This is a genomic window from Novosphingobium sp. G106 (genome assembly GCF_019075875.1).
Taxonomy (GTDB): domain Bacteria; phylum Pseudomonadota; class Alphaproteobacteria; order Sphingomonadales; family Sphingomonadaceae; genus Novosphingobium.
The window spans coordinates 2,957,449-2,980,781 of sequence record NZ_JAHOOZ010000001.1 but is presented as its reverse complement, the minus strand read 5'-3'; the positions used below and the strand labels follow the sequence as shown (position 1 = coordinate 2,980,781).

The following is a 23,333-nucleotide window of genomic DNA, read 5'->3' as shown; positions in this document are numbered from 1 at the left end:
TGCCGTGCGAGATCGAGGGGGTTTTGGGGTGCAATCAGCTTTCGTGCGCAATTTCCTGGCGCTGGCTTGTTCGGCGCTGCTGCTCGCCGGTTGCAACAAGGCCGCGCAGCCGATCGAAGCCAGCATGGTCGCCAACGGTGACGAATGGCCGAGCTGGGGCCGCACCGGGCACGAAACCCACTATTCACCGCTCGACGAGATCGGCACCGGCAATGTCGCCGACCTGAAGCTCGCCTGGCACTTCGACCTCGAGCCCGGCTTCACGCCCTCGACCCCGCTGGAGGCCGAAGGCAAGGTTTTCCCTGACCACGGGCCATTCGCACATCCGCGCGCTCGATGCGGTCAGCGGCAAGCAGCTGTGGGAATACGACGGCGGTACCCGCGCCCGCGCGACCTCGCCGATGGACCTGTCGTGGGGCAACAAGGGCATTGCCTACGATGACGGCCGCGTGTTCCTCGGCACCAGCGACGGCTACGTGATCGCGCTCGATGCCAAGACCGGCAAGGAGCTCTGGAAGGTTCAGGACTACGGCACCGACGAGCCGCGCACGATGAACGGGGCGCCGCGCGCCTTCGCCGGCAAGGTGATCGTCGGCCACGGGGGCGCCGACATCAGCCCGCTGGTGGGTTACGTCACTGCCTATGACCAGAAGACCGGCAAGCGCGTCTGGCGCTTCAACACCGTGCCGGGGGGCGAGGACGGCCCCAACATGACCAAGGCCGAGCAGGTCATGCGCAAGACCTGGCCGAGCGGCTGGCTCAACCCCGACGGCACACGCCGCGGCGGTGGCGGCACGATGTGGAACGCCTTCTCCTACGATCCCGAGCTGAACCTGATCTACCTCGGCGTCGGCAACGGCTTCCCCTACAACCAGCGGCTGCGCAGCCCCGGCGGCGGCGACAACCTGTTCCTCTCCTCGGTCGTGGCGGTGAAGGCCGATACGGGCGAATATGTCTGGCACTACCAGGTCTGCCCGGCCGAGCAGTGGGACTGCACGGCGACCACCGACATGACGCTGGCTGAGCTGACGATCGACGGCAAGCCGCGCAAGGTGCTGATGCAGGCGCCGAAGAACGGCTTCTTCTACGTGCTCGACCGCAAGACCGGCGAATTCATCTCGGCCGAGAAGATCGCCAAGGTCACCTGGGCCGATCACATCGACAAGAAGACCCATCGCCCGGTCGAGAACCCCGGCATCCGCTATGCCGGCAAGCCCGGTCTGTTCGAGATGTGGCCCGGGCCGACGGGCGCGCATAGCTGGCAGCCCCAAGCCTACAGCCCGCTGACCGGGCTCGTTTACATCCCCGTCATCGAGCAGGGCGCGGTGATCGGCGATGCGGCGCCGGGCGACAAGGGCTTCTCGGGCCGCATGGGCGTGACCCTGATCCCAGAAGCCAGCCTCAAGGAAGGCGCCCACGCTTGGCTGCGCGCCTGGAACCCGGTGACCCAGAAACTGGCCTGGCAGAAGGAACTACCAGGTTCCTGGCCCGCGGGCGTTATGACCAGCGCCGGGGGCCTGGTCTTCCAGGGCCGCATGGACGGCAAGTTCGTCGCTTATGACGCCAAGACCGGCGCAGAGGTTTGGTCGTTCGACGCACAGGCGCCGATCGTCGGCGCGCCGATCACCTACCGGATGAACGGCAAGCAGTACGTCACGGTGATCACAGGTGCCGGCGGGCAGGGTGCGGGCATGCAGACCCTGGGCAACCAGGACCTCAACACCGACTATCACCTGCCGCGCCGCGTGCTGACTTTCGCCATCGGCGGCACCGACAGCCTGCCCAAGCTCGACTGGACCCCGCCGCAGCCCCCGGCCGACCCCGAGTTCAAGCCCGATCAGGTCCGCGCCACGGCCGGTGCCATGCTGTTCGGCACGCGCTCGTGCATGGTCTGCCACGGCTGGAACGCGGTCGCCGCCGGTGCTGCGCCAGACCTGCGTGTCTCACCGGTCATCACCGATGCAGCGGCCTTCCGTGCGATCGTCAAGGAAGGCGGGCTCAAGATGAACGGCATGCCGCAGTTCGGCGAGATGCCCGATGCCGATCTGGAGACGATCCGCTTCTACCTGCGCACGCGGGCCAGCACCTACACCGCCGAGCGCGCTGCCATGCAGGCGGCCAGGGCGGCCGCCGGCGGGTCGAACGCCAAGGCGGCGAATTTCGCCGGCAAGTGGAACGTCGTCATCCAGTCGCCCGTCGGCGCGACCAAGGCCGTGCTGGAACTCACCGCCAATGGCGAGAACCTGACCGGCAAGGTCACCGCCGATCAGGGGACGGTCGACGTTGCGGGCAAGGTCGAGAACGGCCGTGCCAAGTTCTCGGGCAAGGCCAGCATGCCGATGCCGATCACCGTCAGCTACGACCTCGCGGTGAAGGACGGCAAGCTCGTCGGTGACAACTCCAACGGGCCGTTCGGCACCTTCCCGATCACCGGCACCAAGGGGTTCTGACATTGCCGGCCACGGCGCCTTGAAAGGCCCCGTGGCCGGTAGTTCGCCCAGGCGATTTGTCATCAATCGGCAACCCTTTGTCGCCGATTGTGAAGCACGTAGAATCCCTATCTAGTAGTTGTCCTTATCGCGCGAGTACCGGCTCGCGGTGGTATGGCAATGCGGGGATAGGGCGACCGTATGTTTTTAAGTCTATGTTTTGTGGGCATTCTCGTGGGGTGTGAGCTTTGGCTGCGCGCGTCGCGGTCGACCTTCGGTCGATTCGTTGCCGTACCCGCTGCCGCTACCGTCTTGTATCCGATCGAGAAGATGTGATTTCGCCCATGTATGATCTTGTTTTCACCATCGACCAGGACGTGAAGCGCCGCGCATCGCTGTCCTACTACCTCAACAACCACGGCACTTTCGCCGAGCCGTTCGAGAACATCGACGAGTTCATCCGCTGCTGGCCCAAGTCAGGCGTCATCCTCATCCATGACGAGGACAATGCGGTCGCCGCGCTGATGCACGAGATCGCCAGCCGCCACACCTGGCTGCCCGTCGTGGCCTTCTCCGAGAATCCGGAGCCGACGCGGATCGTCGAGGCAGTGCTCGGCGGCGCCATCGGCTATGCCAACTGGCCCGGCGACGGCGATGCGCTGATCAAGGCGATCCACAATGCCGGCACCCGCTCGGGCGCGGCGATCGCCGCCGGCTCGCGCAAGACCATGGCGCTGAGCCGGATCGAGAAGCTGTCGAAGCGCGAGCGCGAGATACTGGCCGGCATGGTCGAAGGCCTGAGCAATCGCCTGATCGGCAAGCATCTGTCGATCAGCCCGCGCACGGTCGAGCTGCACCGTGCCAACCTGCTCAGCAAGATCGGTGCGCGCCACAGCGCCGAAGCGATCCGCCTGGCGATCGAAGCCTCGCTGCCGTCGTTCGAACCGCAGGTGCTCGACGCCGCCTGAGGGCCTCGGCAAACAATAAAAAGGCCGGCGGGGTATTTCCCCGCCGGCCTTTTTTGTTGCGAGTCAGCGCCGGTGCGAGGGCACGCCCGGCGCTTTCCCGTCAGATCTGTTCCCAGCGGCCGCCGCCGGCAACCAGTTCCTTCATTTGCGCGCGCAGGTCGTCGAGGCAGATGTTCGACACGGCGCTCTTGGGGCAGTCCGCGCGCAGCAGCGTCGCGAGCGAGCGCTGCTTCTGCGCGATCAGGTCGATCAACTGCAGTTGCTGGACATGCTTTTCGACAAAGTCCGGATCGGTGCAGAGCGTGGCGCCCATGTTCTCGATGTCGAGACTGAGGTCCAGCAGCACTTCGGAGACGGCCTGCAGGTGCGGGTCGTTCTTGGGCCAGGGGTGACGTTTCTCGATCATGCCGCTTGCGCCATCAGGTCTTCGGAGTCGGCGTTGAGCGCCTGCAGGTTGAGGACCATGACCATGTGATCGTCGATCGCGGCCAGGCCTTCGAGGAAAGGCACGACGCCGTCCTGCGCCATCTGCGGGGGCGGCTGGAGCGCGTCGGCCGGCACGGTGACGATGTCGCTGACCGAATCGACGATCAGCCCGCGCGCCTGACCTGCGTACTGGGTGACGATGATTGCATGACGCGGCGTCGCTTCGGTGGCTTCCCAGCCGAGGCGGGCGGCGAGATCGACCACGGGAAGCACGGTGCCGCGCAGGTTGACCACGCCGGCGACATAGGCCGGCACGCGCGGCAGGCGCGCGGTCGGCGACCAGGCGCGGATCTCGCGGATAGCCATGATGTCGATGCCGAACATCTGGTCCGCGACTTCGAAGGTGATCAGTTCACGGTGCATGGCCTGTTGTCCTTCTTAGTGGGAGACGCGGCGGACGGCCGCGATCAGCTTTTCGGTGTCGAACGGCTTGACGATCCAGCCGGTCGCACCCGCCTGGCGCGCGCGGGCCTTCTTCTCGTCCGAGCTTTCGGTGGTGAGCACCAGGATCGGTCGGTCGCGGTGACGGCTGCCGCCGCGCAGGCGCTCGATGAGCCCGAAGCCGTCCAGTCGGGGCATGTTGATGTCGGTGATGACGACATCGGCCTCGTTGGTGGCAAGCCACTCTAAAGCCTCGATGCCGTCCTCTGCCTGGACCACGTCGAAGCCGTTGTTGCTCAATGCGTGGTTGAGCAGCGCGCGCATACTCGCGCTGTCATCCACTGTGAGTATTCGTGTCGTCTCGGTCATTGTCATTGCCCTCGCTTCAAATCAGAAAAGTTCGACGTCGCCGTTGGAGACCTGCGGCCTTGCGACCGCCTGTTCCTGCGGCGCCAGCTGCGCATCGACGGTGCGGCAACGCACCTGGCCCTGCGCGGGCCGGAAATCGACGCGCCGGGCGCCGGTGCCGCCCAGATCGTGCCGCATCAGCGAGATCCGCTCGCGCTCGAGGAACGAGCGGGCGAATTCGGCATTGGCCGTGCCGATCGCCTTCATTCCCGTGCGCAGGTTCGCGCCGCCATAGAGATGCGCCTTCATGCGCGTCTTCATCGCGCCCCAGGCCAGCATGTCGTTGATCAGCATTTCCATCAGGTAGACGCCGTAGTGGACGTCAACCCCGCCGCCCTGGCTCGCAGGCGGTTCGGCGAGCAGGAAGTGGTTCATCCCGCCCACGCCGGCGATCGGATCGAACAGGCACGCCGCCACGCAGCTGCCCAGCACAGTGCCAAGCTCGACCCTGGGGTCGGTGCTGACGCGGACATCACCCTGCATCACCGTGACGCGGATCGCATCGCTTGGTGAACGCGGCTTGTCGCTTAAGGACGTCATTGCGTTCATGCGGCCTTCCCGAGGGCGTACTGGGCGATCTCGCCGATCGGCGCGATGATCTGGGCCGCGCCGAGCGAGATGGCTGCGCGTGGCATGCCGAAGACGGTGCAGGTGGCTTCGTCCTGGGCGATCGTGTGTGCGCCGGCCTGGGCCATGGCGAGCAGACCGCGGGCGCCGTCGCTGCCCATGCCAGTCAGCAGCGCCCCGACGGCGCGCGGTCCGGCGACCTGGGCGACCGAGCCAAACAGCATGTCGACGCTGGGCAGATGGCCCGAGACCGGGTTGCCCGGGCGCAGCCGGGTATAGAACTTGCCCGGGGCGCCGCCGATCGTCAGGTGGCGGTCGTCGCCCGGGGCCAGATAGGCGTGGCCTGGCTTCAGCGGCATGTCGGGTTCGGCCAACACGACCGTGGCCGGCGAGGCGAGGTCCAGGGTCTTGGCGATCGCCGGAGCAAAGCGCGGGTTGACGTGCTGGACGATCACCGTCGGCGGGCAGTCGGCCGGGAAGCTCGCGAGCATGGTCTGCAGCGCCTCGACGCCGCCGGTGGAAGATCCGATGGCGATGATGTCGGGCCGATGCGCGCGGATCGCCGAGCCGGTGCGGACCGCGGTGGTGGCGGCCGGGCTGGGGGTGCCGGGCGCTCGGCGCTCGAACTTCACTTGCGCCGCCGTGCGGATCATGTCGCCCAGCTTGGTCCGGCTGCCGGTCTGCAGCGCGGCGTCGAGATCGGCCTTGGCATAGCAGTCGATCGCGCCGAGCGTCAGCGCGCGCGCGGTGACTTCCGCACCCTGCTGGGTCGAGCCGGAGACGATGATGACCGGCGTCGGGCGCAGCGCCATGATCTTCTCGAGGAAGTCGAGTCCGTTCATACCGGGCATCTCGATGTCGAGCGTCACGACATCGGGATTGTGCACCTTCATCAGTTCGCGGCCCTCGGCGGCATTGCCCGCGGCACCGACGACCTGGATGTCGGGTTCGGCCGAAAGACACGCGGCGAGGATCGCGCGCATGGTGGGGGAATCGTCTACGATCAGCACCCGAATGGTCATGCCGCGCTCCTCTGATAGATGGTGGGGCCAACCGGCTGCAGCTGCGCGGCGGCGGGGCCGGTGACGCGTTCGCTGTGGCCGATGTAGAGGAAGCCGCCGGGAACCAGGGCCTCCGCGAAGCGGGAAATCAGCCGCTCCTTGGTTGGATTGTCGAAATAGATCATGACGTTCCGACAGAATATGATGTCGAACTGCCCGCGCATCGGCCAGGCGCCATGCAGGTTGAGCGTGTTGAAGCGGACGAGCTCGCGGGCCGTATCCGAAAGCGTCGTCATATCGCCCGAAGTGCGCGTCCAGGCCTTGCGCAGTGCGGCCGGGACGGCCTCGATGTCGGTCGTGGCATAGGTCGCGGCGGCGGCCTTCTTCAGCGCATGCTGGGCGATGTCGCTGGCCAGGAAGCGCAGGTCCGCGGCGGCCAGCCGACGGCCGAGCGCGGCATCCTCGCCGAGCATCGTTGTCACGATCGACCAGGTCTCCTCGCCGCTCGAGCAGCCGGCCGACCAGACGCGCACGCCGCCGCCGTTCTGTAGCCGGTGAACCAGCGGCGGACGCGAGGTGTGCGCGAGATGCTCGAAATGATGCGGCTCGCGGTAGAAGAAGGTGTGGTTGGTCGTCAGCGCCCCGACCGCGCGCGTCTGCTCGGCCGGGTTGTTCTTGATATAGTCGATATAGGCCGAGAACGTGCCGCAGCCGCTCTCGCGCACGAGCGGCGCCCAGCGCGAATAGACGAGCATGGCCTTGCCGTCCTCGAGCACGATGCCGGCGCTGGCATAGGCCAGGTCGGCAACGGCGCGAAAGTCGGCCGGACCGTAGATGTCGGGGCTGATCCCCGGCATCGGCTCGCTAAGAGCGGCAGCCAGAGCGGCTTTGCTGCTCACGCGGCCTGCCTTTCGGGCTCGACCATCGCGCCGCCGACGAGGCCGTCGACGTCGAGGATGAGCGCGACCTGGCCATCGCCGAGGATCGTCGCGCCTGCCACGCCGTCGACCGCGCGGAAGTGCGTGTCGAGGCTCTTGATGACGAACTGGCGCTGGTCGCAGATGTCGTCGACCAGCAGCGCGGCCTGGCCCGCTGCCTCGGTGTCGACGACGATCAGCACGCCGTGGTCAGGGCCACGCGACTGGCCGCGCGCCTTGAGCGCGTCGCGGACCGAAATGACCGGGATGAAGCGCCCGCGCATGTTGAACATCTGGCGCGAGCCCAGGCCCTGGAGCTCGCCGTCCTTGGGCCGCAGGCACTCGACGACGTGGGCCAGCGGCACGACCATCGATTCCTCGCCGACGCTGACGATCATGCCGTCGGAAATGGCGAGCGTGAGCGGCAGGGTAAGAGTGAAGGTCGTGCCCTTGCCCTCTTCGGACTCGATGGTGATGCGCCCGCCGAGGTCCTTCACGTTCTGGCGGACGACGTCCATGCCGACGCCGCGTCCCGAAACGCTGGTGATCGTCGCGGCGGTGGAGAAGCCCGGCGCGAAGATGAGGTTGTCGATTTCTTCCGGCGAGAGCTGCGCGTCGGGCGAGAGCAGGCCCTTTTCGACCGCCTTGGCGAAGACGCGCTCGCGGTTGATGCCGGCGCCGTCGTCGGCGATCTTGATGAGGATGCGGCCCGAGCGGTGCTCGGCAGAAAGCGTCAGGGTGCCGTCGGCTTCCTTGCCCGCGGCGAGGCGCTTGTCGGCGTTCTCGATGCCGTGGTCGACGGCGTTGCGGATCAGGTGGGTCAGCGGCTCGCCGAGGCGCTCGATGACCGTCTTGTCGAGCTCGGTCGCTTCACCGATCAGTTCGAGGCGGACATGCTTGCCGGTCGACGAGGCGAGCTCGCGCAGGATACGCGGCACGCGGCTGAACACGGTGCCGATCGGCTGCGCGCGGATCGACATCGCGCTTTCCTGGATGTCGCGCGTCAGCGATTCGAGCAGCGTCAGCTCCTCGTTGGCCGTGACGCCTTCGTTCGACAGGCGCTGGGCCATCATCGCCTGGGCAATGACGAGCTCACCCACCGAGTCGATCAGACGGTCGAGCTTGGCAAGGTCGATGCGGATCGAGGCGCCGGCAGCAGCGGCAGCGGCAGCGGCCGCTGCATTGGCCGGCGCGGCGGCCGCAGGGGCGGCGGCGGGAGCCGGCGCGGGCGCCGGGGCTGGGGTCGTCGCGACCGGAGCCGCGGCCACGGGAGCGGGAGCTGCCGGAGCAGCTACGACGGGGGGCGGCGCAGGAGCCGGTGTCGCGACGGGGGCAGGGGCCGCAACGGGCGCCGGCGCGGGCTGGGCAGGAGCCGGGACGGCGATCGCCGTCGGCGGCATCTCGGCCTCCTCGCCGAACACGATGCCGACGTCGTCGCCGACGAAATCGAAGATCTCGCGCACCGTGGCTTCGGTCACGCTGCCGGGCAGCTTGAAGGTCCAGCCGAGGTAGCCCTGCATGGGATCGAGCGTGTCGAGCGGCGGCAGCTTCTCGACGTCGCAGTGGACGACCTGGCCGCCGAGACCGACGATCTCGCGCAGTAGCAGCAGCGGCTCGCCGCCGTTGAGCATAGCGCCGGCGTGTGGACGCAGGTGGACGAATAGCGTGCCTTCATCGGCCTTGGCTTCGACCTTTTCCTCGGCCGGTTCCTCTGCCTGAGGTTCGGTGCTCGGCATGTCGCTGAACATGGCGTCGAGGTCGAGCTCGTCGAAGGCATCGCCGAAGTCGGGATCGATCTCCTCGTCGGCCGCAGCTGCGGGGGCCGCTACCGGCTCGGGCTCGGGCGCTTCGACGATCGGCGCGGGCGCGGGCTCGGCAGCAGCGGGCGCTGCGCCGGCATTGGCCGCCTGGGCTGCGGTCAGTTCCTGTAGCAGGACGACGTCGTCGGGCGCCGCACCGCCGTCGCGCGCGGAGTTGACATGGTCGCTCAGCGTGTCGAGCGCGCGGAGCAGCAGGTCGACCAGCGGCTCGACCGCGACGGTACCGTCACGCACGTCGGACAGCAGCGTCTCGAAGGTGTGGGTATAGGCCTGGAGCGCCGCGAAGCCGAAAGCGCCGGCGCCGCCCTTGATCGAGTGGACCGCGCGGAAGATCGCGTTGACCGTATCGTCGTCCTGCGTGCCGTCCTTGCAGGCGGCGAGGCCGGCTTCGGCTGCGGCGAGCGATTCTTCGCATTCGACGAAGAAGATCTGCTGGATTTCCTCGGCGGTCATGCGCGTCCCTCCTCGAAGAGTTCATCGGCCAGCCCGGTCAGGGCGGCGGCGTCGCGCAGCGCGGGCGAGCCCTCGATCACGATGCCGTCGATGCTGCGGCGGGCGCTCACGAGAAGCTGCAGCAGCGCCTGGCCGGCGTGGGTCACCTGGGTGCCGTCGACGCGGACCGGGCCGCCACCCACTGCGGCGACGAATTCTGGAAGCAGCGATTCGACCGTGGCACGGTCGCAGCGTGCGGGAAGGGAAATGGAAGACATGGATCAGGCCCTTTCGCCGATCGACTTCAGAACTCGGACCAGTCGTCGAATGCTTCGACGGCGGCCGGCTTGATGGCGAGATTACCCTGGACCTGCGGAATAGGGGCCGCGGCGCGGGGGCCGGCGCCGCGGCACGAGGTAGCGGCAGCGGCGCGGCGGCGCGCGGCGCGTGGCCGGCAGCTTCGCCGGTGGCGAAGCGCGTGACCAGCGCGGTCAGCTCGTTGGCCTCGTCGGCCAGGCTGCGCGAGGCGGCGGTCGACTGTTCGACCATGGCCGCGTTCTGCTGGGTCATCCGGTCCATTTCGCCGACCGTCGTGTTGATCTGCTGAAGATTGACCGACTGCGCGCTGGCATTCTCGGCGATGTCCTTCATCGCACCGCTGATCTCGCCGATGCTGGAGAGGATCTTCTCGAGCAGCGTGCCGGTCTCGGCGACCAGGGTCACGCCGTTCTCGACCTGGCGGGTCGAGGCAGTGATCAGTTCTTTGATGTCCTTGGCAGCGTCGGCCGAGCGCTGCGCGAGAGCGCGCACTTCGTTGGCGACGACCGCGAAGCCCTTGCCGGCATCGCCGGCGCGCGCCGCTTCGACGCCCGCGTTGAGCGCGAGGAGGTTGGTCTGGAAGGCGATGGAATCGATGACGCTGATGATCTGGCCGATTTCCTGGGCCGACTTTTCGATCGCGCCCATAGCCGTGGTCGCGCGGGCGACGACCTGGCCGCCTTCGGTGGCTTCTTGGTGCGTGTTCACCACCGTGCGCTGCACCACCGTGGCGCGCTCCGCGGTCAGCTTGATGTTGTCGGTCACCTGGTTCATCGCCGAAGCGGCTTCCTCGAGGTTGGCCGCCTGGCGCTCGTTGCGATTGGCGAGGTCGTCGGAGGCCGAGCGGATCTCGGTTGCGCCGTTGTGCACGCTCGCGGCCGAGGCACGGACCGAGCGGATCGTCGTCGCCAGCGAGGTGACCGCGGCGTTGAAGTCCTTGCGCAGCTCGTCGTAGACGCCGGTGAAGGCTTCGTTGATCTGGAAGTCGAGCTGGTTCTGCGAGAGCTTCTTGAGGCCCGAGCTGAGCGCGTCGACGATATGCCTTTCGGCGATCTTGCTGCCGTCGAGCGCAGTGGAATTGTTGCGGAACGCATCCATCGCCCGGGTCATCCGGCCGATGCAGTCCTTGTGATCGGTATGGTTTATCGGGCTCGAGGTGTCCCCGGCTGCCAGGGCCTCCATGCGCACGACCGTGTTAACGTAAGGATCGGTGATCCGCGAGGAGGCGATCATCGCGACGCAGGCAGTGGCGATCATCGCCACGCCCGCGGTAACGATCAGCGTCGGGCTGCCGCCAGCCAGAACCGTCGTGGTCACGCCGACACCCGCAAGTGCAGTATGAGTCCCCAAAAGTACCCTGAACTTGGCGCGGATAGGCGCATCCTTCTCAAACCAGTTCAGCATTAGGCCTCCAACAGCGCGTAAAATCGGACTGGGTCGAATCCGCAGACGGCGGCGACCTTGGAGGGCTGGAATTAACCATCAGCGATGAATTCGGGGCTTAGCCAGAACCTCGTATATCTACGATTCTGTATCAGCCGTTTACTATGACTTGCTCCGCTAGAGAGCTTGATAGCCCGGCGATTCCGGGACGCTCAGCGGAGGTTAGATACGGTTTATGAATGACGCACGCGTCCTTGTGGTTGATGACTCGGCGGCCATGCGCGCTCTGTTTTCCGACCTTCTCGACCAGGCGAGGAACGTGCAGGTCGTCGGCACCGCGGCCAGCGCCAACGAAGCGCGCGACCAGATCAAGGCATTGCGCCCGAACGTCATCACGCTCGACGTCGAGATGCCGGGTATGAACGGGATCGACTTCCTCGAGGAGATCATGACCAACGCGCCGATGCCGGTGGTCATGCTGTCGTCGCTGACCCAGGCCGGGACCGAGATTTCGCTCAAGGCCTATGAGCTCGGCGCCGTCGAGTGCTTTCCCAAGCCGCTGAAGGCTACCCCCGAACAGTTCGCCAAGACCGTCGGCAAGCTCGGCAAGATCGTGCTCGCCGCGGCCAACAGCAACGTCAAGGAAAAGAAGAAGAAGGTTGAGGTTCAGGCCACGACCAACTTTGCCTGGAATGGCCGCATCGCCGCGTTCAGCGCGTCGATGGGCGGCATCGAGGCGCTGACCGACCTGCTCGCCGGCTATCCCGAGAAATGCCCGGCGACCGTCGTCGTCCTGCAGAACGAACCCGAAGTCGTCGCGACCTTCCTCAGCCGACTGAACAAGGATCTGAAGTGCTCGGTCCGGGCCGTGACCGACGGCTGCTCGCTTGAGGAAGGCGTCGTCCATATCGCCGCCGATCCCAACGCGCATGTCGTGCTGGAGCCAGGCAACCCGCCGAAGCTGCGCCTGCTGCCGCGCGATCCGATCGAAGGCGTGCGGCCCTCGGCCAACCTGCTGTTCGGCACGATCGCCCGCGCGGGCATCCCCGCGGTGGGCGCGGTGCTTTCGGGCATGGGCAGCGACGGGGCCAAGGGCCTCAAGCTGCTGCGCGATGCCGGCTCCAATACCTTCGTGCAGGAACGCACCAGCGCGGTCGTCGCGGAATCGCCGGAGGCCGCGGTCGCACTGAATGCGGCCGAACGCGAACTGCCGGCCGAAGAACTGGCCGTGGCGGCGCTGGCTTGCTGCAACAAGGCCTGACCGAACCTGATATGCGAAACGAAGGGCGCGTTTTACGCGCCCTTCTCGCATTACGGCATAGTTAATTTCAAATATACCTAAACGTATCGTTTTGCTTAACGCGATATAGCAAACCCACGCGCCGCAGACTTATACTGCGCTCAATTTGATTCTGTCAGTCATTAAGCATGAACCTGGCTAGGGCGATTCAGCGATGATTGAACCGAAATACTCGATTGACGGATGCGTAGTCTCATGACGCCGCCTGAAAATCTCCCCGGCGACCGCCCCGATAACCGGGCCGGCCAGCGCGTCATGACGGTATTCAAGGCAGCGCGCATCGGTTGCGCGCGCGCCGACGACCTGGGCTTGATCCGCAACATCTCGACCGAAGGCGTCATGATCGAAACGCGGCTGAGTCTGCCGGTCGATGAGGCGATCTTCATCGAGATCCAGTCGGGCAATCCGATGCAGGGGCGCGTGCGCTGGTCGAAGGACGGCATGACCGGCGTCCAGCTCGATCGCCCGATCGAAATCGCCGAGGCACTGCGCACGAGCAATGCCGAAGACGTCGTCGACCGCATCCGCCCGCCGCGCTTCGATCGCGTCGTCGATGCGGCGCTTGAGTGCAACGGCCGCACCTGGCCGACGACCACGCGCAACATCTCGCTTTCGGGCGTGCAGGTGGCCACGGCGCAAGCGGTGGTCCTGCCGAAGAACGCCCATGCCATGTTGCGGATCGACGGGCTCGGCACGCTGGGCGGCGTCCTGCGCTGGCAGCGCGGCGGCAGCATCGGCATGCGTTTCGAAGCGCCGCTCCCGCTGCGCCATTTCCAGCAATGGCTCTATCAGGTCAGCGATAGCCGACCGATGGCTGTCCCCCGTGATGCCGCTCCTCCGCCTCCGCAACTGCGGGCCGTCTGAGGACGGTTTCCAATGAAGCTGAATTTTCGCGAGGACTTTCCCGAGATTGCCTCCCGGATCGATCGGCTCGCCCGGCCGTCCGGACCCGAGGATTGCCGGGCGCTCGAAGCGGAGGCGATGCCGGCTTCGATGGCGGCGGACCTCGCCGCGTTCTATAAGGAGGCGCTGGACGAGGCGGCGATCGTCGAGATCACCGATGGCGCCGGTACGATCCTGTCGGTCAACGACCGATTCTGCGAAGTTTCGGGTTATGCGCGCGGCGAACTCGTCGGGTCCCATCACCGCATGCTCCGATCCGGGCTGCACGACCGCGCCTTCTTCCAGCAGATGCTCGCGGAACTCGCTTGCGGGCGAGTCTGGCACGGCGAGATCTGCAACCGCGCGAAGAGCGGCGATCTCTATTGGGTCGACACGACCATCGTGCCGCATCGCCGCCAAGGCGGTCGAATCGAGCGCTTCATGGCGATCCGCTTCGACATCACGGCACGGAAGCAGGCGGAGGAACGCTTGCAATTGCATGCGACGACCGATGGGCTGACCGATCTGCCAAACCTGCAGAGCTTCGTTCGCGATGTCACGGCCATAGCTACCGGGATCGAGGCGGCAACCGGGCGGGTGGCGGTTGGTATCCTCGACATCGACCATTTCCGCGAGATCAACGACAGCCTGGGCTACCGCGCCGGCAATCGGCTGCTGCGCGAGTTTGCCGCGCGGTTGCGCACGACGATGCGTCCCGGCGACGAGATCGCTCGGCTGGGCGGTGACGAATTCGGCTTGATCCTGCGCGACTGCGCTTCCGAGGCCGATATCCGCCTGCGCGTCGACGGCATCGTCGAGGCCTTCGCCGCGCCATTGCAGGCCGGGGAAACCGAGCGGGTGCTGTCGGCCAGCATGGGCGCCGTCATGGTGCCCGCCGGTGGGGCATGTCGCGCCGAACTGCTCAGGAATGCCGAGATCGCGCTGTACGAGGCAAAGGCCAATGGGCGGGGGCGCGTCGAGCTGTTCGACGACGCGATGCACGAGGATATTCAGCGCCGCGCAGAACTGCGCGATGCCTTCGAGCGCGGCCTGCGCATCGGTGAATTCGTGGTCCATTACCAGCCCATAGTCCCGCTGCGCGGGGACGCCCCGATGGCGATGGAAGCGCTGCTGCGGTGGAACCATCCCGAGCTCGGCCTGATCCGGCCGCCCCAATTCATCGAAGCCCTTACCGACGAGCACCTCGCGGCGCAGGTGGGCGGCTATGTCCTGCGCGAAGTGATCGGCCAGATCCGCGAATGGCGCGCCGCGGACACCCGCTTCGCATCGATTGCGGTCAACGCGACGCTCGGCGACTTCCGCTCGCGGCGCTTCGTCGACACGATCCTGGCGGCGATCGCCAACGAGGCCATGGCACCGAGCGACATTTGCGTCGAGATCAACGAGGACGTGCTGGTCGGTCGCGGCGGCGGCTGCGCGCGCGTGGAGATCAATCGGCTGCACGCGGCCGGCGTGTCGATCGCTTTCGACGATTTCGGTACCGGTTTCGCATCGCTGCGCCATCTGCGCGACCTGCCGATCGATATAGTGAAGATCGACAAGGGCTTCATTCGCGCGATCGTCGACGATCGCGCCGACCGTGCCATCGTCGGCAATGTGATCGCGCTGGCGCACAGCCTGGGCAAGTCGGTCACGGCCGAGGGCGTCGAGTCACCGGAGCAGGCCAGGGTCCTCGAGTCGCTGGACTGCGATCGGATCCAGGGTTTCCTGATCGCGAAAGCAATTCCCCCGCGCGGCATCGAAGCGATACTGCAATCGAAGCCTCCGATTGCGATCGAATTTGGTCTTGCGGATTAATGTTATAGTAATAACCAGGTATAACTACCATAGTTTTCTAGTTAATTAATTTTCAATATTTTAAGTAAAATTCCCATATAAACGGATGTGTGAATAGATAGCCGAGAGTTGGCTTTCGGAACGCTGTTTCATTTGGGGATGGGCATGTCCAAATCATCTTTGGTTTTCAAGGCCCGGCTGGCGTTTGGCATTCTGATCGCGGCAAGCGTGATCTGGTTTGCGGCCAACCTTTACTGCCTGGGGCAGGAGCGGGCGGCGCTGGACGAGGTGCAGCGGTCGCAGAACCTGCTGCGCAATCACATGGAATCCGACATGCTCCATGACAATATCATGGGCAATATGCGCGGCATCATCGTGGCGGGCACTACGCATACGCTGGACGCCAAGGAAGTCGCGACGACGCTGCGCGAAAGTGTCGGCGAGTTCCGCGAGAAGATCGACAAGACCGCCGCCTATCAGGGCGCGCCCAAGGTCCATGCCGCGATCCTCGCCGCCAAGCCCGATGCCGAGGCCTACTTCGCAGCGGCCGAGAAGATTGCCCAGCAGGGCATGGCCGGCGAGCCGGTCTCGATCGAGAATCTCCACGTCGCCGAGCAGACCTTCTCGCGCCTCGAGGGCAGTCTGTCGAAGGTCTCCGACGAGATCGAAGCTTACAGCGCCCTGATCAGCAAGCGGGCCGAGACAATCTCGAACATCGCGCGGATCGTCGTCTCGCTGTGCTGGGTGCTGGTCACGGCTGTCATCGTCATGGTCATGTGGGTGTTCCTCAAGAGCGTGCTCAAGCCAACACTCGACGTGTCCAGCGACCTCAAGGCGATGGCGGCCGGCGAACGCGACGTGATCATTCGCCACGCCGACAAGGGCGACGAATTCGGCCAGCTGGCGCAGTCCGCCCTCTTCCTGCGAGATCAGCTGAAGGACGCCGACAACGTCCGCGTCCAGCTCGAGGAACGGATAGTCGCGACCGTCGGCTCGGCGCTTTCGGAGCTGGCCCAGGGCGATCTCACTGCGAGCATCGACCAGGAACTCCAAGGCTCGTTCCGCCGGCTGAAGGAAGACTTCAACACCGCGGTAGGCCAGCTCGGCGACGTGCTCGGCAGCATCAAGGATTCCGCCGGAGAACTGCTGAGCTCGTCCGAGGAGATCAGCGCCGCATCGCAGGACCTCGCCCGCCGCAACGAGCAGCAAGCCGCCAATATCGAAGAGATGGCGGCATCGATCGCGACGGTCACCTCCGAAGTGCTGGGCACCGCGGAAACCGTGGACTCGGCGCGCGTCTCGGTCTCCGAAATCAACACCGAGGTCTCGCATGGCGGCCAGGTGATCTCAAAGGCGGTCGACGCGATGGACAAGATCGAGGCCGCCTCGCGCGACATCGGCAACATCGTCGGCGTGATCGACGGCATCTCGTTCCAGACCAACCTGCTGGCGCTAAATGCCGGGGTCGAGGCGGCGCGCGCAGGCGAAGCCGGCAAGGGCTTTGCCGTCGTCGCCAACGAAGTGCGCGCGCTGGCCCAGCGCTCGGCCGATGCCGCCAACGAGATCAAGACGCTGATCGGCAACAGCACCGGCCAGGTCGAGATCGGCGTCAAGCTGGTGCGCGAAGCCGGCGAACTGCTGCAATGCGTCGTCGGGAAGGTCAACGGTATCGCCGAAGTGATGGACGCCGTCTCGGGCAATGCCAGCGATCAGGCCAACTCGCTAAAGGACATCGACCGCAGCGCGCGCTCGCTTGACCAGATCACGCAGCAGAACGCCGCGCTGGCCGAAGAGCTGACCGCGACCACGCGGCAGGTGAAGAGCTCGACCCAGAGCGTTTCGAGCCAGATCGAGACGTTCAAGTTGGGCGGGGCACGATCAAGTTTCGCAGCGAAGGGTGCCGGCTTCGGCCTGGCCGCCTGACGCCTGGATATTCGGTCACAACCGGGAAAGCGCTCTGATCAGCGCTGAGTCCGGGTACCCGCCAGCTTGCACCGTTCGCGCTGCCGAGGCGACAGCGTGCCCCCCTGGGTGCGCCGCTCGTAAGCGCGGACACCACACAGAGCGCTGACCGTCGGCGCCGAAACCGAACGCTCCGCAGGTGCGGCCGAGACGGCCACCGGCACGAATGCGGAGCAGGCGATGAGCGAGAACAGGAGACTATTGCGGATCATGTGCAACTTTCTTGCACCTCGTCAGACTGGCGGCAACCGCTTTAACCATCAAGGTTTACAGCGCGGCTGTTCCAGGCTGGGATTATCGCTCGCCGCGGTGGCTTTCCCGACCGTGGCCTCGGCTGCCGACGGTGGCTTGGCCTTGGACACCAGTCTGATGATCGACGGCATGGTCAGCACGTCCGAAGACGGCGACGAGAGCGGCGCCACGGGTCAGCTCAATCTCTCGCTGCTGCTCGACGGCGCGCCGCTGGGCGTTCCCGGCCTGACCGGCATGGCCGGGGTCACAGTCTATTCGGGGGAAGGCATCTCTGGCCCACTGGGCGATCTACAGGGCGTCAGCAACATCGCTGCGACGCGCATGGTTCGGCCGATCAACGCCTGGTTGCAATACGGTTCGGGCCGCGTCGCGATCAAGGCGGGCGTCATGGATACCAATGCCGACTTCGACGAGCAAAATGTGGGCGCGCTGTTTCTCGGTTCCTCGCACGGGACGGGACCAGAGCTGTCGAGCAGCGGCCTCAACGGCAGCGGTGCGGTGCCGAACACAGCGCTTGGCGTCACCGGCTTCCTGACCGATGAGGCAAGCGGCCTCAAGCTGCGCGTCGGCCTGTTCACCGGCCGCCCCGGCGATCCCGATCATCCCCGCCGGCTGTCGTGGAAATTCGGCGACGGTACGGGTACTTTCTCGATTGCCGAGGTCGACTGGACCGGCAAGAGCCACCGTATTGCGTTTGGTGCCTGGCGCCATAGCGCGCAGCTTCCCCGTATCGACGGCACCGGCGATCATCGTGGCAGCACCGGCGGCTTTGCCATTGTCGAGAGCACGCTGGCTGGCAAACCGGCCGATCCGGAGGGCGGCGAAGCGCAGGGTGCGCGTCTCGACGGCTGGGTGCGCCTCGGCATTGCCGACAAGGCGACAGCGCCGGTCACGCGCTACGTCGGCGGCGGCCTGGTCACGACGGGCTTCTGGGACAAGCACCCGGAAGACAGCCTGGGCGTGGCGGTCGCGCATGCGGTCGCCAATGGTGCAGCGGGTCCAGACGTGGGTTCGGAGACCGCGCTGGAGCTGACCTATCAGCACGCGCTCGGCCACGGCCTCTCGGTCCAGCCCGACGTCCAGTGGCTGCTTCATCCCGGCGCCGACCGGACGCGGGCGAATGCCGTGGTCTTCGGTCTAAGGCTGATCGCTACCCATTGAGTCAGGCGACCGCCGCGACTGGCGATGCCGCGATTTCCGGCGGCCGATAGCATTCGAGAAAGGCTGCTTCGCGCACCCTGGCCTCGGCGATGGGATCGTCCGCCCGGTCGGCGGCGCCCGGGTGCAGCATGATCACATGGTGATCGCTGGCACCGTCGAAAAAGCGCGGGAATGCCGCGGCGAAGCTTTCCGAATAGTCGTAGTGGCCGGCGAAGCTGTGGTTGGTCTCGAGCCCGAAGCCGCGCGCGATGTCCGTGTAGCCGTACGAATGCCAGGCGCTGCGCATCGCCTTGCCGCGGAAGCCGCGGCGCAGGAGCGCCAGCGGCCTGTCGCCGCAGGAACGCAGCCAAGCCTCGGGCGCACGCCAGACGGCCTCCTCCAGGATCACTTCGCGAAGCACGGGGAGCTGGTGCATGTGTCCGTGGCTGGTAACGAAGTCGGGCGGCCTGCCGACGACTTGGGAAAAGGCATCGAACTGCCGGGCCACTTCGACTGCGATTTCACCGGTCAGCTGTGCGCTCATCGGGAGGCTTGTCAGGATCGACAGCGGCGGCATCGTTCCTGCGGCCGCATAGCCGGGCATCGCAGTCAGTGGGCGCTCGTCGCTGAGGACGAGTTGCAGGCCGATTTCGCAGTGTTGTTCAAGGCCCGAAAGCAGGCGGGCGTCGCTGCGCCAGCCGGGCCGCACGGTCATGCAGCTAATAGCGTTGATCCGCCGGCCATGGGCGAGATTGACGATAACCTCGCTGGTCCCGCGCGAATGGGCAAAATCGTCGGCACAGAGGCTGATCCGGGGGCGCCGGGCGCGTTTTGCGGCGACGCCAGCGTACTCGCTCGCCGGACAGCTCGCTGCAAGCCGCATAGCGGCTGCGCGGCGAACGTCTAGGCCAGCGTCCATGGTTCGTATCCGTTCCCAGGCTGTCGGTTGTCCGGCAGTTTCAGGAACTAAGACGCCACGCTTGCGGACGGACCGCAGTCACGCGCTTGCCTAGAAGTGCTTGACCAGCGAAAGCACCACGGTCCGCGGCCGCTGCGGGGTGAATTGCCGGCTGGCGAAGAAGCGCAGCGGATTGCCGAAGGCGAAGGTGTCGGTGGCGCGGTTGAGCAGGTTCTCGACCCGCAGCGACAGGTCGTAGCCGCCTAGCGCAGCGTGGCCTTCGAGCTGGCTTTCGAGGATATGGCCGACCGGGCGGTCGAGCGTGGGATCGAAGCTCAGGTGGGCAGGGCCGATGTAGCGCAGCTGGGCGCGCAGCGAGGCGGCCGCGCGTCCTAGCCGGAATTCATGCTGCAGCGAGCCGCGCAGTGCATAATCGGGGATGATCGGCAGCCGGCGGTTACCTAGCCGCAGGCCGTTCTCGGTGCGGACGAGGTCGGCATCCTGCAGGGTCCCGCCGAGCGACAGGCGCCAGTACCGGCCGAGGGGCTGCACCAGAGTCAGTTCGATACCCTGAATCCGTGAACGACCGGCATTGGTCTCCTGTAAGGCGCCGTCGGAAAACAGCGTGTCCGTCTGGAGGTGGTTCCACCAGGTGTAGAACAGGTTGACGTCGATCTGGCGGCCGGCGTCGCTGCGCTCGCGCCAGCCGGCCTCGATCGTCGAAAGCTCGTCGCTGCGCAGGCGCTCGAGCTGGCCGCCCAGCCGGATGTCGAGCCCGGCCTGGCGTGTGGCGGTACCGTAGCGGATATAGAACAGCCGCGAGGATCGCGGTTGCCACGACAGCGAGATGCCCGGGGTAAAGCCCGTGCGGCCCTGCTGGAAGGATATCGGGCCTGTGGGAAGCACGCGCCTTTCGTCGATCTTGCCGTGGTACAGCCGTCCGCCCAGGTCGAGCGCAATGCCGGCAGTCACGGGTATCGTCAGATCGCCGAAGATCGCCGCGTCGGTGGTGTCGCGGCGGTCGTCGTCGACCGGGAGCGGTGGGGACGGGACCAGCGAGGTGACCGTCTGCACCGCTGCCTGGTGCGCCCGGAGGTAGGAGATCCCGACCAGCCAGTCGACGCTGCCGATCCCTCCATTCGCATGGACTTCGTTGTCCCAGACGCGATAGCGGCGATCGTTGAGCAGACTGCGCGGGTTGATCGCGACCGGCCCGCCCAGCGTAGCGTCGAGCGAATCGTTCAGGTGCTGCCAGGTAAGCGCGCTGCTCACGACGACCTGCGTGCTGCCGGCCGGGCCGGCCAGCCGCAGCGAGAGATGCTGGAGATCGGTCTCGTGCGGCTCGGGAATCTGTGCCGTCCGGCTGCGTGCGCCTTGCTGGTAGACGTACTGGCTGTCGTGCACGTCGAGCCACTGGCCGAAGCCGGTGACATCGAGCCGCCAGGCATCGCTCAGCGCGACGCCGAGCTCGGCGCGGGCGCCGCGAACCTCGGAGGTATTACTGTTCGCGCGCGCGCCGGTGTCGACCCAGCCTGGCTCCCAGGCCGCGTAGCCAACGAGGCGCAGGGCGGCCCGCCCAGACGCGAACGGCAGGTTGAGCACCGTCGTCCCCATTGGCCCGGCGGTGCCGCCGGCGGTGGCCTGCCCGCCAAGCGAGGCCGAAAGCTGGAACTCGTCGAGATCGGCGCGGTGCGTGACGATCTTGTAGGTGCCGCCGAGGGCGCCCGTACCGTAAAGCGAACCCTGCGGTCCCTTGAGCACTTCCACACGTTCGACGTCGACCAGTCGGATGCCGGGATCGGGCGCCGAGTAGGTCAGCCTGGCGTCGTTTAGCAGGATCGCGACCGTCGCCTGATTCTCGTTGCTGAACGGGCTGTCGGCGATGCCGCGCAGGAACATGCGATTGCGACCCGGGCCGGCCGAGGCCTGTGTCAGGCCTTCCACTTCGCTGGCGATCCAGTCGGTGCTGCGCAGCGGATCGTGACGGTCTGCATCAGACAGGGTGACGACAGAGATGTTCATCGGCACTTGCGAAATCAGCTGCTCACGCTTGGCCGCAGTGACCGTGATCGGCGCGGCATCGGCAAGGTCCTCCAGCGGTTCTTCCACCGGATGCGACGGCGTAAGGCGGGGGCGCGCCGCCGGGCGGGCGGGGGCGGGCTCGATCCGCCAGGCGGTTTCGCCCACCCGCCGCGCCCGATAGTCGGTGCCTGCCAGCAACCTCGCCAGCGCCGCGTCGACCGTCATCCGCCCGCGCAGCGGCCGTGTGCGGAGCGCGGGCAGCGTGCGATCGCCGCCGATCGTGACTCCGGCTTCCAGTGAAAGTTCGGAAATCGCTTGCGGCAGCGTCGCTGCGGAGAGGTCTATCGCTCGGGTTTCGGAAGCTCGGGCCTCAGTGGCTCCGCTCGCCAAGGCGATAGCTATCGCCGGTCCGCTCCAGCGGGAGGCCCAAGACTTGCGCCAGGTCGCGGATCGCCGCCTCTCCATTACCGATTATCAAGGACCCCGAGAAACGCCGGCTCCGCAAGCTGTCCGGCATCGTTACATGCACTCCGGCATAACGGGAGAGATCGTCGAGGACCAGTGGCAAAGGTGTATCCTCATAGGACAACCGGCCATTGCGCCACGCGCCGATGGCGGGGTCGGTCGCCGGCGTGACCAGTGCCGTCCCGTCCCCGCCATCGAACAACAGATTGCGGCCGCGTTCGAGCCGGATCGGCTGCGAGAGGGCCTGCGATGCTACGGTAACCACGCCTTCGGCCACACCGACGCGCACTACCTTGTCCTCGGTCTGGACATCGAAACGCGTGCCGATGTCGCGAATTTCTACGTCGCCCGCGGTGATCGCGAGCGTCCGGTTCGGATCGTGCTTGATGTCAAACCAGGCGCCGCCGGCCAATGCCAGCTGATCCTTGTCACGCCCGTCGACCGACAGGCGGCTGTGCGGGGCCAGCGTCACGGTCGAACCGTCGGCCAGCGCGATCTGCTGGGCCTTGTCGGTGGTCCGATAGACGGTTGGCTGGGCGAAGATGGCCGGGAGGAGAAAGACCGCGGCGAGCGAGGCGGCCATAGCGGCACCGACCCAGCGTCCCCAATGCCGGCGCCTGACTACTGCGCCATGCTCAGCCGCGATCCCCCCGACCGCTTTCCGATTACCGGCGGAAAGCAGCATCGGTCGGTGCTCGTCGATCAGGGAATCGACGAGCACCAGTTCGTTGTAGGCGTGGGAATGACGCGAATCGGCTTCGAGCCAGGCGGTGAAACCGTCCCAGTCCATCCCGTCGTCGGAACTGGCTACATGCCAGGCCGCCGCTTCGCTCATGATCCGGTCTTCGTCGTCGCTCATGACCGTTTCCCTGTCGCCTGTGTTCCTTCTCCCGGACCCTCCGGTTGCTTAGACGCCCCGGGGTCCCACCATCCGCAGTTCCGCAGTGAATTTCTCAAATGTTTCATAGCGACAGCGAGATGCTTCTCCACGCCGCTACGACTGATTCCCATGATCTGCGCGACTTCCGACTGGCCCCGACCTTCGAAACGATGCAACCGCAGTGCGCGCTGGGCGCCGGGCGGAAGATCGGCGATGGCCTGCAGCAGCAGGCTTGCCTCCTGCGTTTTCGCCAGCGCCTCATCGGCGCCTTCCGAGGGATCGGGACGTTCTTCTACCGTGCCTTCGGCGAGCCCATCGGCAGCGAGCCACGAGTGGTCGCGCGCCATGGCGCGGCGGCGCAGGCGGGCCTGGTCGAGCACGAGATTGTTGGCCATACGGAACAGATAGGCGCGGCCGTTGCTCACCGGCCCGGCGGGCTGGCCTTTAGCCTTGATCCAGAGCTCCTGCAGCAGGTCCTCGGCATCGTCGGCACTGCCGCAGCGTGCGACCAGGAAGCGAAGCAACTCGCCGCGGTGCTGCGCGAACAGCCCGGCCAAGCCGTTGTCGCCAGATCCCGAGCCCGCTTCCTCCATCCCGTCGCCTGCAATCCTTGCTTGTCAGCGGT

At 66.3% G+C, this 23,333-nt stretch carries 21 protein-coding genes and 1 pseudogene; 8 read left to right on the top strand and 14 right to left on the bottom strand.

Annotation, left to right across the window (positions count from 1 at the left end):
• Window positions 1-28 precede the first annotated feature (28 nt).
• From KRR38_RS36115 to KRR38_RS14210, 3 genes are all read left to right on the top strand, one after another.
• Window positions 29-442: a hypothetical protein gene (locus KRR38_RS36115; protein WP_254514799.1), complete on the top strand. Its 414-nt coding sequence runs from the start codon at window positions 29-31 to the stop codon at window positions 440-442.
• The gene (locus KRR38_RS14215; protein WP_309141191.1) at window positions 324-2,450 is read left to right on the top strand and encodes a PQQ-binding-like beta-propeller repeat protein; all 2,127 of its coding nucleotides are present in this window, start codon (window positions 324-326) and stop codon (window positions 2,448-2,450) included. Before KRR38_RS36115 ends, KRR38_RS14215 begins: the two co-directional genes overlap by 119 nt.
• A 323-nt stretch (window positions 2,451-2,773) precedes the next feature.
• Window positions 2,774-3,397 carry a response regulator transcription factor gene (locus tag KRR38_RS14210; protein WP_217402513.1) on the top strand — a complete coding sequence of 208 codons (624 nt, stop codon included), beginning with the start codon at window positions 2,774-2,776 and terminating at the stop codon, window positions 3,395-3,397.
• 100 nt (window positions 3,398-3,497) lie between these two features.
• On the opposite strand, the gene KRR38_RS14205 is transcribed toward KRR38_RS14210, so the two are convergent.
• The 9 genes and pseudogenes from KRR38_RS14205 to KRR38_RS36110 all read right to left on the bottom strand — a co-directional run.
• Window positions 3,498-3,803 carry a hypothetical protein gene (locus KRR38_RS14205; protein WP_217402511.1) on the bottom strand — a complete coding sequence of 102 codons (306 nt, stop codon included), beginning with the start codon at window positions 3,801-3,803 and terminating at the stop codon, window positions 3,498-3,500.
• Window positions 3,800-4,246: a chemotaxis protein CheW gene (locus tag KRR38_RS14200; RefSeq protein ID WP_217402508.1), complete on the bottom strand. Its 447-nt coding sequence runs from the start codon at window positions 4,244-4,246 to the stop codon at window positions 3,800-3,802. Before KRR38_RS14200 ends, KRR38_RS14205 begins: the two co-directional genes overlap by 4 nt.
• 15 nt (window positions 4,247-4,261) lie before the next feature.
• The gene (locus KRR38_RS14195; protein ID WP_217402506.1) at window positions 4,262-4,633 is read right to left on the bottom strand and encodes a response regulator; all 372 of its coding nucleotides are present in this window, start codon (window positions 4,631-4,633) and stop codon (window positions 4,262-4,264) included.
• A 21-nt stretch (window positions 4,634-4,654) separates the two neighbouring features.
• Window positions 4,655-5,212 carry a chemotaxis protein CheD gene (locus tag KRR38_RS14190; protein ID WP_217407274.1) on the bottom strand — a complete coding sequence of 186 codons (558 nt, stop codon included), beginning with the start codon at window positions 5,210-5,212 and terminating at the stop codon, window positions 4,655-4,657.
• 5 nt (window positions 5,213-5,217) lie between these two features.
• Window positions 5,218-6,261 carry a chemotaxis response regulator protein-glutamate methylesterase gene (locus tag KRR38_RS14185; RefSeq protein ID WP_217402504.1) on the bottom strand — a complete coding sequence of 348 codons (1,044 nt, stop codon included), beginning with the start codon at window positions 6,259-6,261 and terminating at the stop codon, window positions 5,218-5,220.
• Window positions 6,258-7,139 (bottom strand): protein-glutamate O-methyltransferase CheR, encoded by an 882-nt coding sequence (locus KRR38_RS14180; RefSeq protein WP_309141048.1) that lies wholly within the window; start codon window positions 7,137-7,139, stop codon window positions 6,258-6,260. Before KRR38_RS14180 ends, KRR38_RS14185 begins: the two co-directional genes overlap by 4 nt.
• Window positions 7,136-9,430 carry a chemotaxis protein CheA gene (locus KRR38_RS14175; protein WP_217402503.1) on the bottom strand — a complete coding sequence of 765 codons (2,295 nt, stop codon included), beginning with the start codon at window positions 9,428-9,430 and terminating at the stop codon, window positions 7,136-7,138. Before KRR38_RS14175 ends, KRR38_RS14180 begins: the two co-directional genes overlap by 4 nt.
• A complete protein-coding gene (locus tag KRR38_RS14170; RefSeq protein WP_217402502.1) occupies window positions 9,427-9,687 on the bottom strand; it encodes an STAS domain-containing protein in 261 nt (86 codons plus the stop codon). Before KRR38_RS14170 ends, KRR38_RS14175 begins: the two co-directional genes overlap by 4 nt.
• Before the next feature lie 346 nt (window positions 9,688-10,033).
• A pseudogene (locus tag KRR38_RS36110) lies at window positions 10,034-10,375 on the bottom strand (methyl-accepting chemotaxis protein); the annotation flags it as partial.
• Between the two features lie 970 nt (window positions 10,376-11,345).
• Here KRR38_RS36110 and KRR38_RS14160 point away from each other — a divergent pair.
• The 4 genes from KRR38_RS14160 (at window position 11,346) to KRR38_RS14145 (ending at window position 17,012) form a co-directional block, all read left to right on the top strand.
• The gene (locus KRR38_RS14160; RefSeq protein ID WP_217402501.1) at window positions 11,346-12,371 is read left to right on the top strand and encodes a chemotaxis protein CheB; all 1,026 of its coding nucleotides are present in this window, start codon (window positions 11,346-11,348) and stop codon (window positions 12,369-12,371) included.
• A gap of 234 nt (window positions 12,372-12,605) precedes the next feature.
• Window positions 12,606-13,274, top strand: coding sequence for a PilZ domain-containing protein (locus KRR38_RS14155; protein ID WP_217402500.1), 669 nt, complete (start codon window positions 12,606-12,608; stop codon window positions 13,272-13,274).
• A gap of 12 nt (window positions 13,275-13,286) precedes the next feature.
• On the top strand, window positions 13,287-15,110 hold the full coding sequence (locus KRR38_RS14150; protein WP_217402499.1) for a bifunctional diguanylate cyclase/phosphodiesterase: 1,824 nt from the start codon (window positions 13,287-13,289) through the stop codon (window positions 15,108-15,110).
• A gap of 144 nt (window positions 15,111-15,254) precedes the next feature.
• Complete coding sequence (locus tag KRR38_RS14145) at window positions 15,255-17,012, top strand: methyl-accepting chemotaxis protein (protein ID WP_217402498.1); 1,758 nt, start codon at window positions 15,255-15,257, stop codon at window positions 17,010-17,012.
• A gap of 38 nt (window positions 17,013-17,050) precedes the next feature.
• On the opposite strand, the gene KRR38_RS14140 is transcribed toward KRR38_RS14145, so the two are convergent.
• Entirely contained in the window at window positions 17,051-17,263 is a 213-nt protein-coding gene (locus KRR38_RS14140; protein ID WP_217402496.1) for a hypothetical protein, read from the bottom strand.
• Window positions 17,264-17,360: 97 nt separating this feature from the next.
• Here KRR38_RS14140 and KRR38_RS14135 point away from each other — a divergent pair, with 97 nt between their 5' ends.
• Window positions 17,361-18,464: a carbohydrate porin gene (locus tag KRR38_RS14135; protein ID WP_217402494.1), complete on the top strand. Its 1,104-nt coding sequence runs from the start codon at window positions 17,361-17,363 to the stop codon at window positions 18,462-18,464.
• Window position 18,465: 1 nt separating this feature from the next.
• Here KRR38_RS14135 and KRR38_RS14130 read toward each other — a convergent pair whose 3' ends face one another.
• The 4 genes from KRR38_RS14130 to KRR38_RS14115 all read right to left on the bottom strand — a co-directional run bounded on the left by KRR38_RS14130 (window position 18,466) and on the right by KRR38_RS14115 (window position 23,301).
• Window positions 18,466-19,362 (bottom strand): ChbG/HpnK family deacetylase, encoded by an 897-nt coding sequence (locus tag KRR38_RS14130; RefSeq protein WP_254514798.1) that lies wholly within the window; start codon window positions 19,360-19,362, stop codon window positions 18,466-18,468.
• A 90-nt stretch (window positions 19,363-19,452) separates the two neighbouring features.
• Window positions 19,453-21,753, bottom strand: coding sequence for a TonB-dependent receptor (locus KRR38_RS14125; protein WP_217402492.1), 2,301 nt, complete (start codon window positions 21,751-21,753; stop codon window positions 19,453-19,455).
• The gene (locus tag KRR38_RS14120; protein ID WP_254514797.1) at window positions 21,734-22,687 is read right to left on the bottom strand and encodes a FecR family protein; all 954 of its coding nucleotides are present in this window, start codon (window positions 22,685-22,687) and stop codon (window positions 21,734-21,736) included. The genes KRR38_RS14125 and KRR38_RS14120 overlap by 20 nt, the downstream gene beginning before the upstream one ends.
• Window positions 22,684-23,301: an RNA polymerase sigma factor gene (locus KRR38_RS14115; RefSeq protein WP_217402490.1), complete on the bottom strand. Its 618-nt coding sequence runs from the start codon at window positions 23,299-23,301 to the stop codon at window positions 22,684-22,686. The genes KRR38_RS14120 and KRR38_RS14115 overlap by 4 nt, the downstream gene beginning before the upstream one ends.
• Window positions 23,302-23,333: the final 32 nt, after the last annotated feature.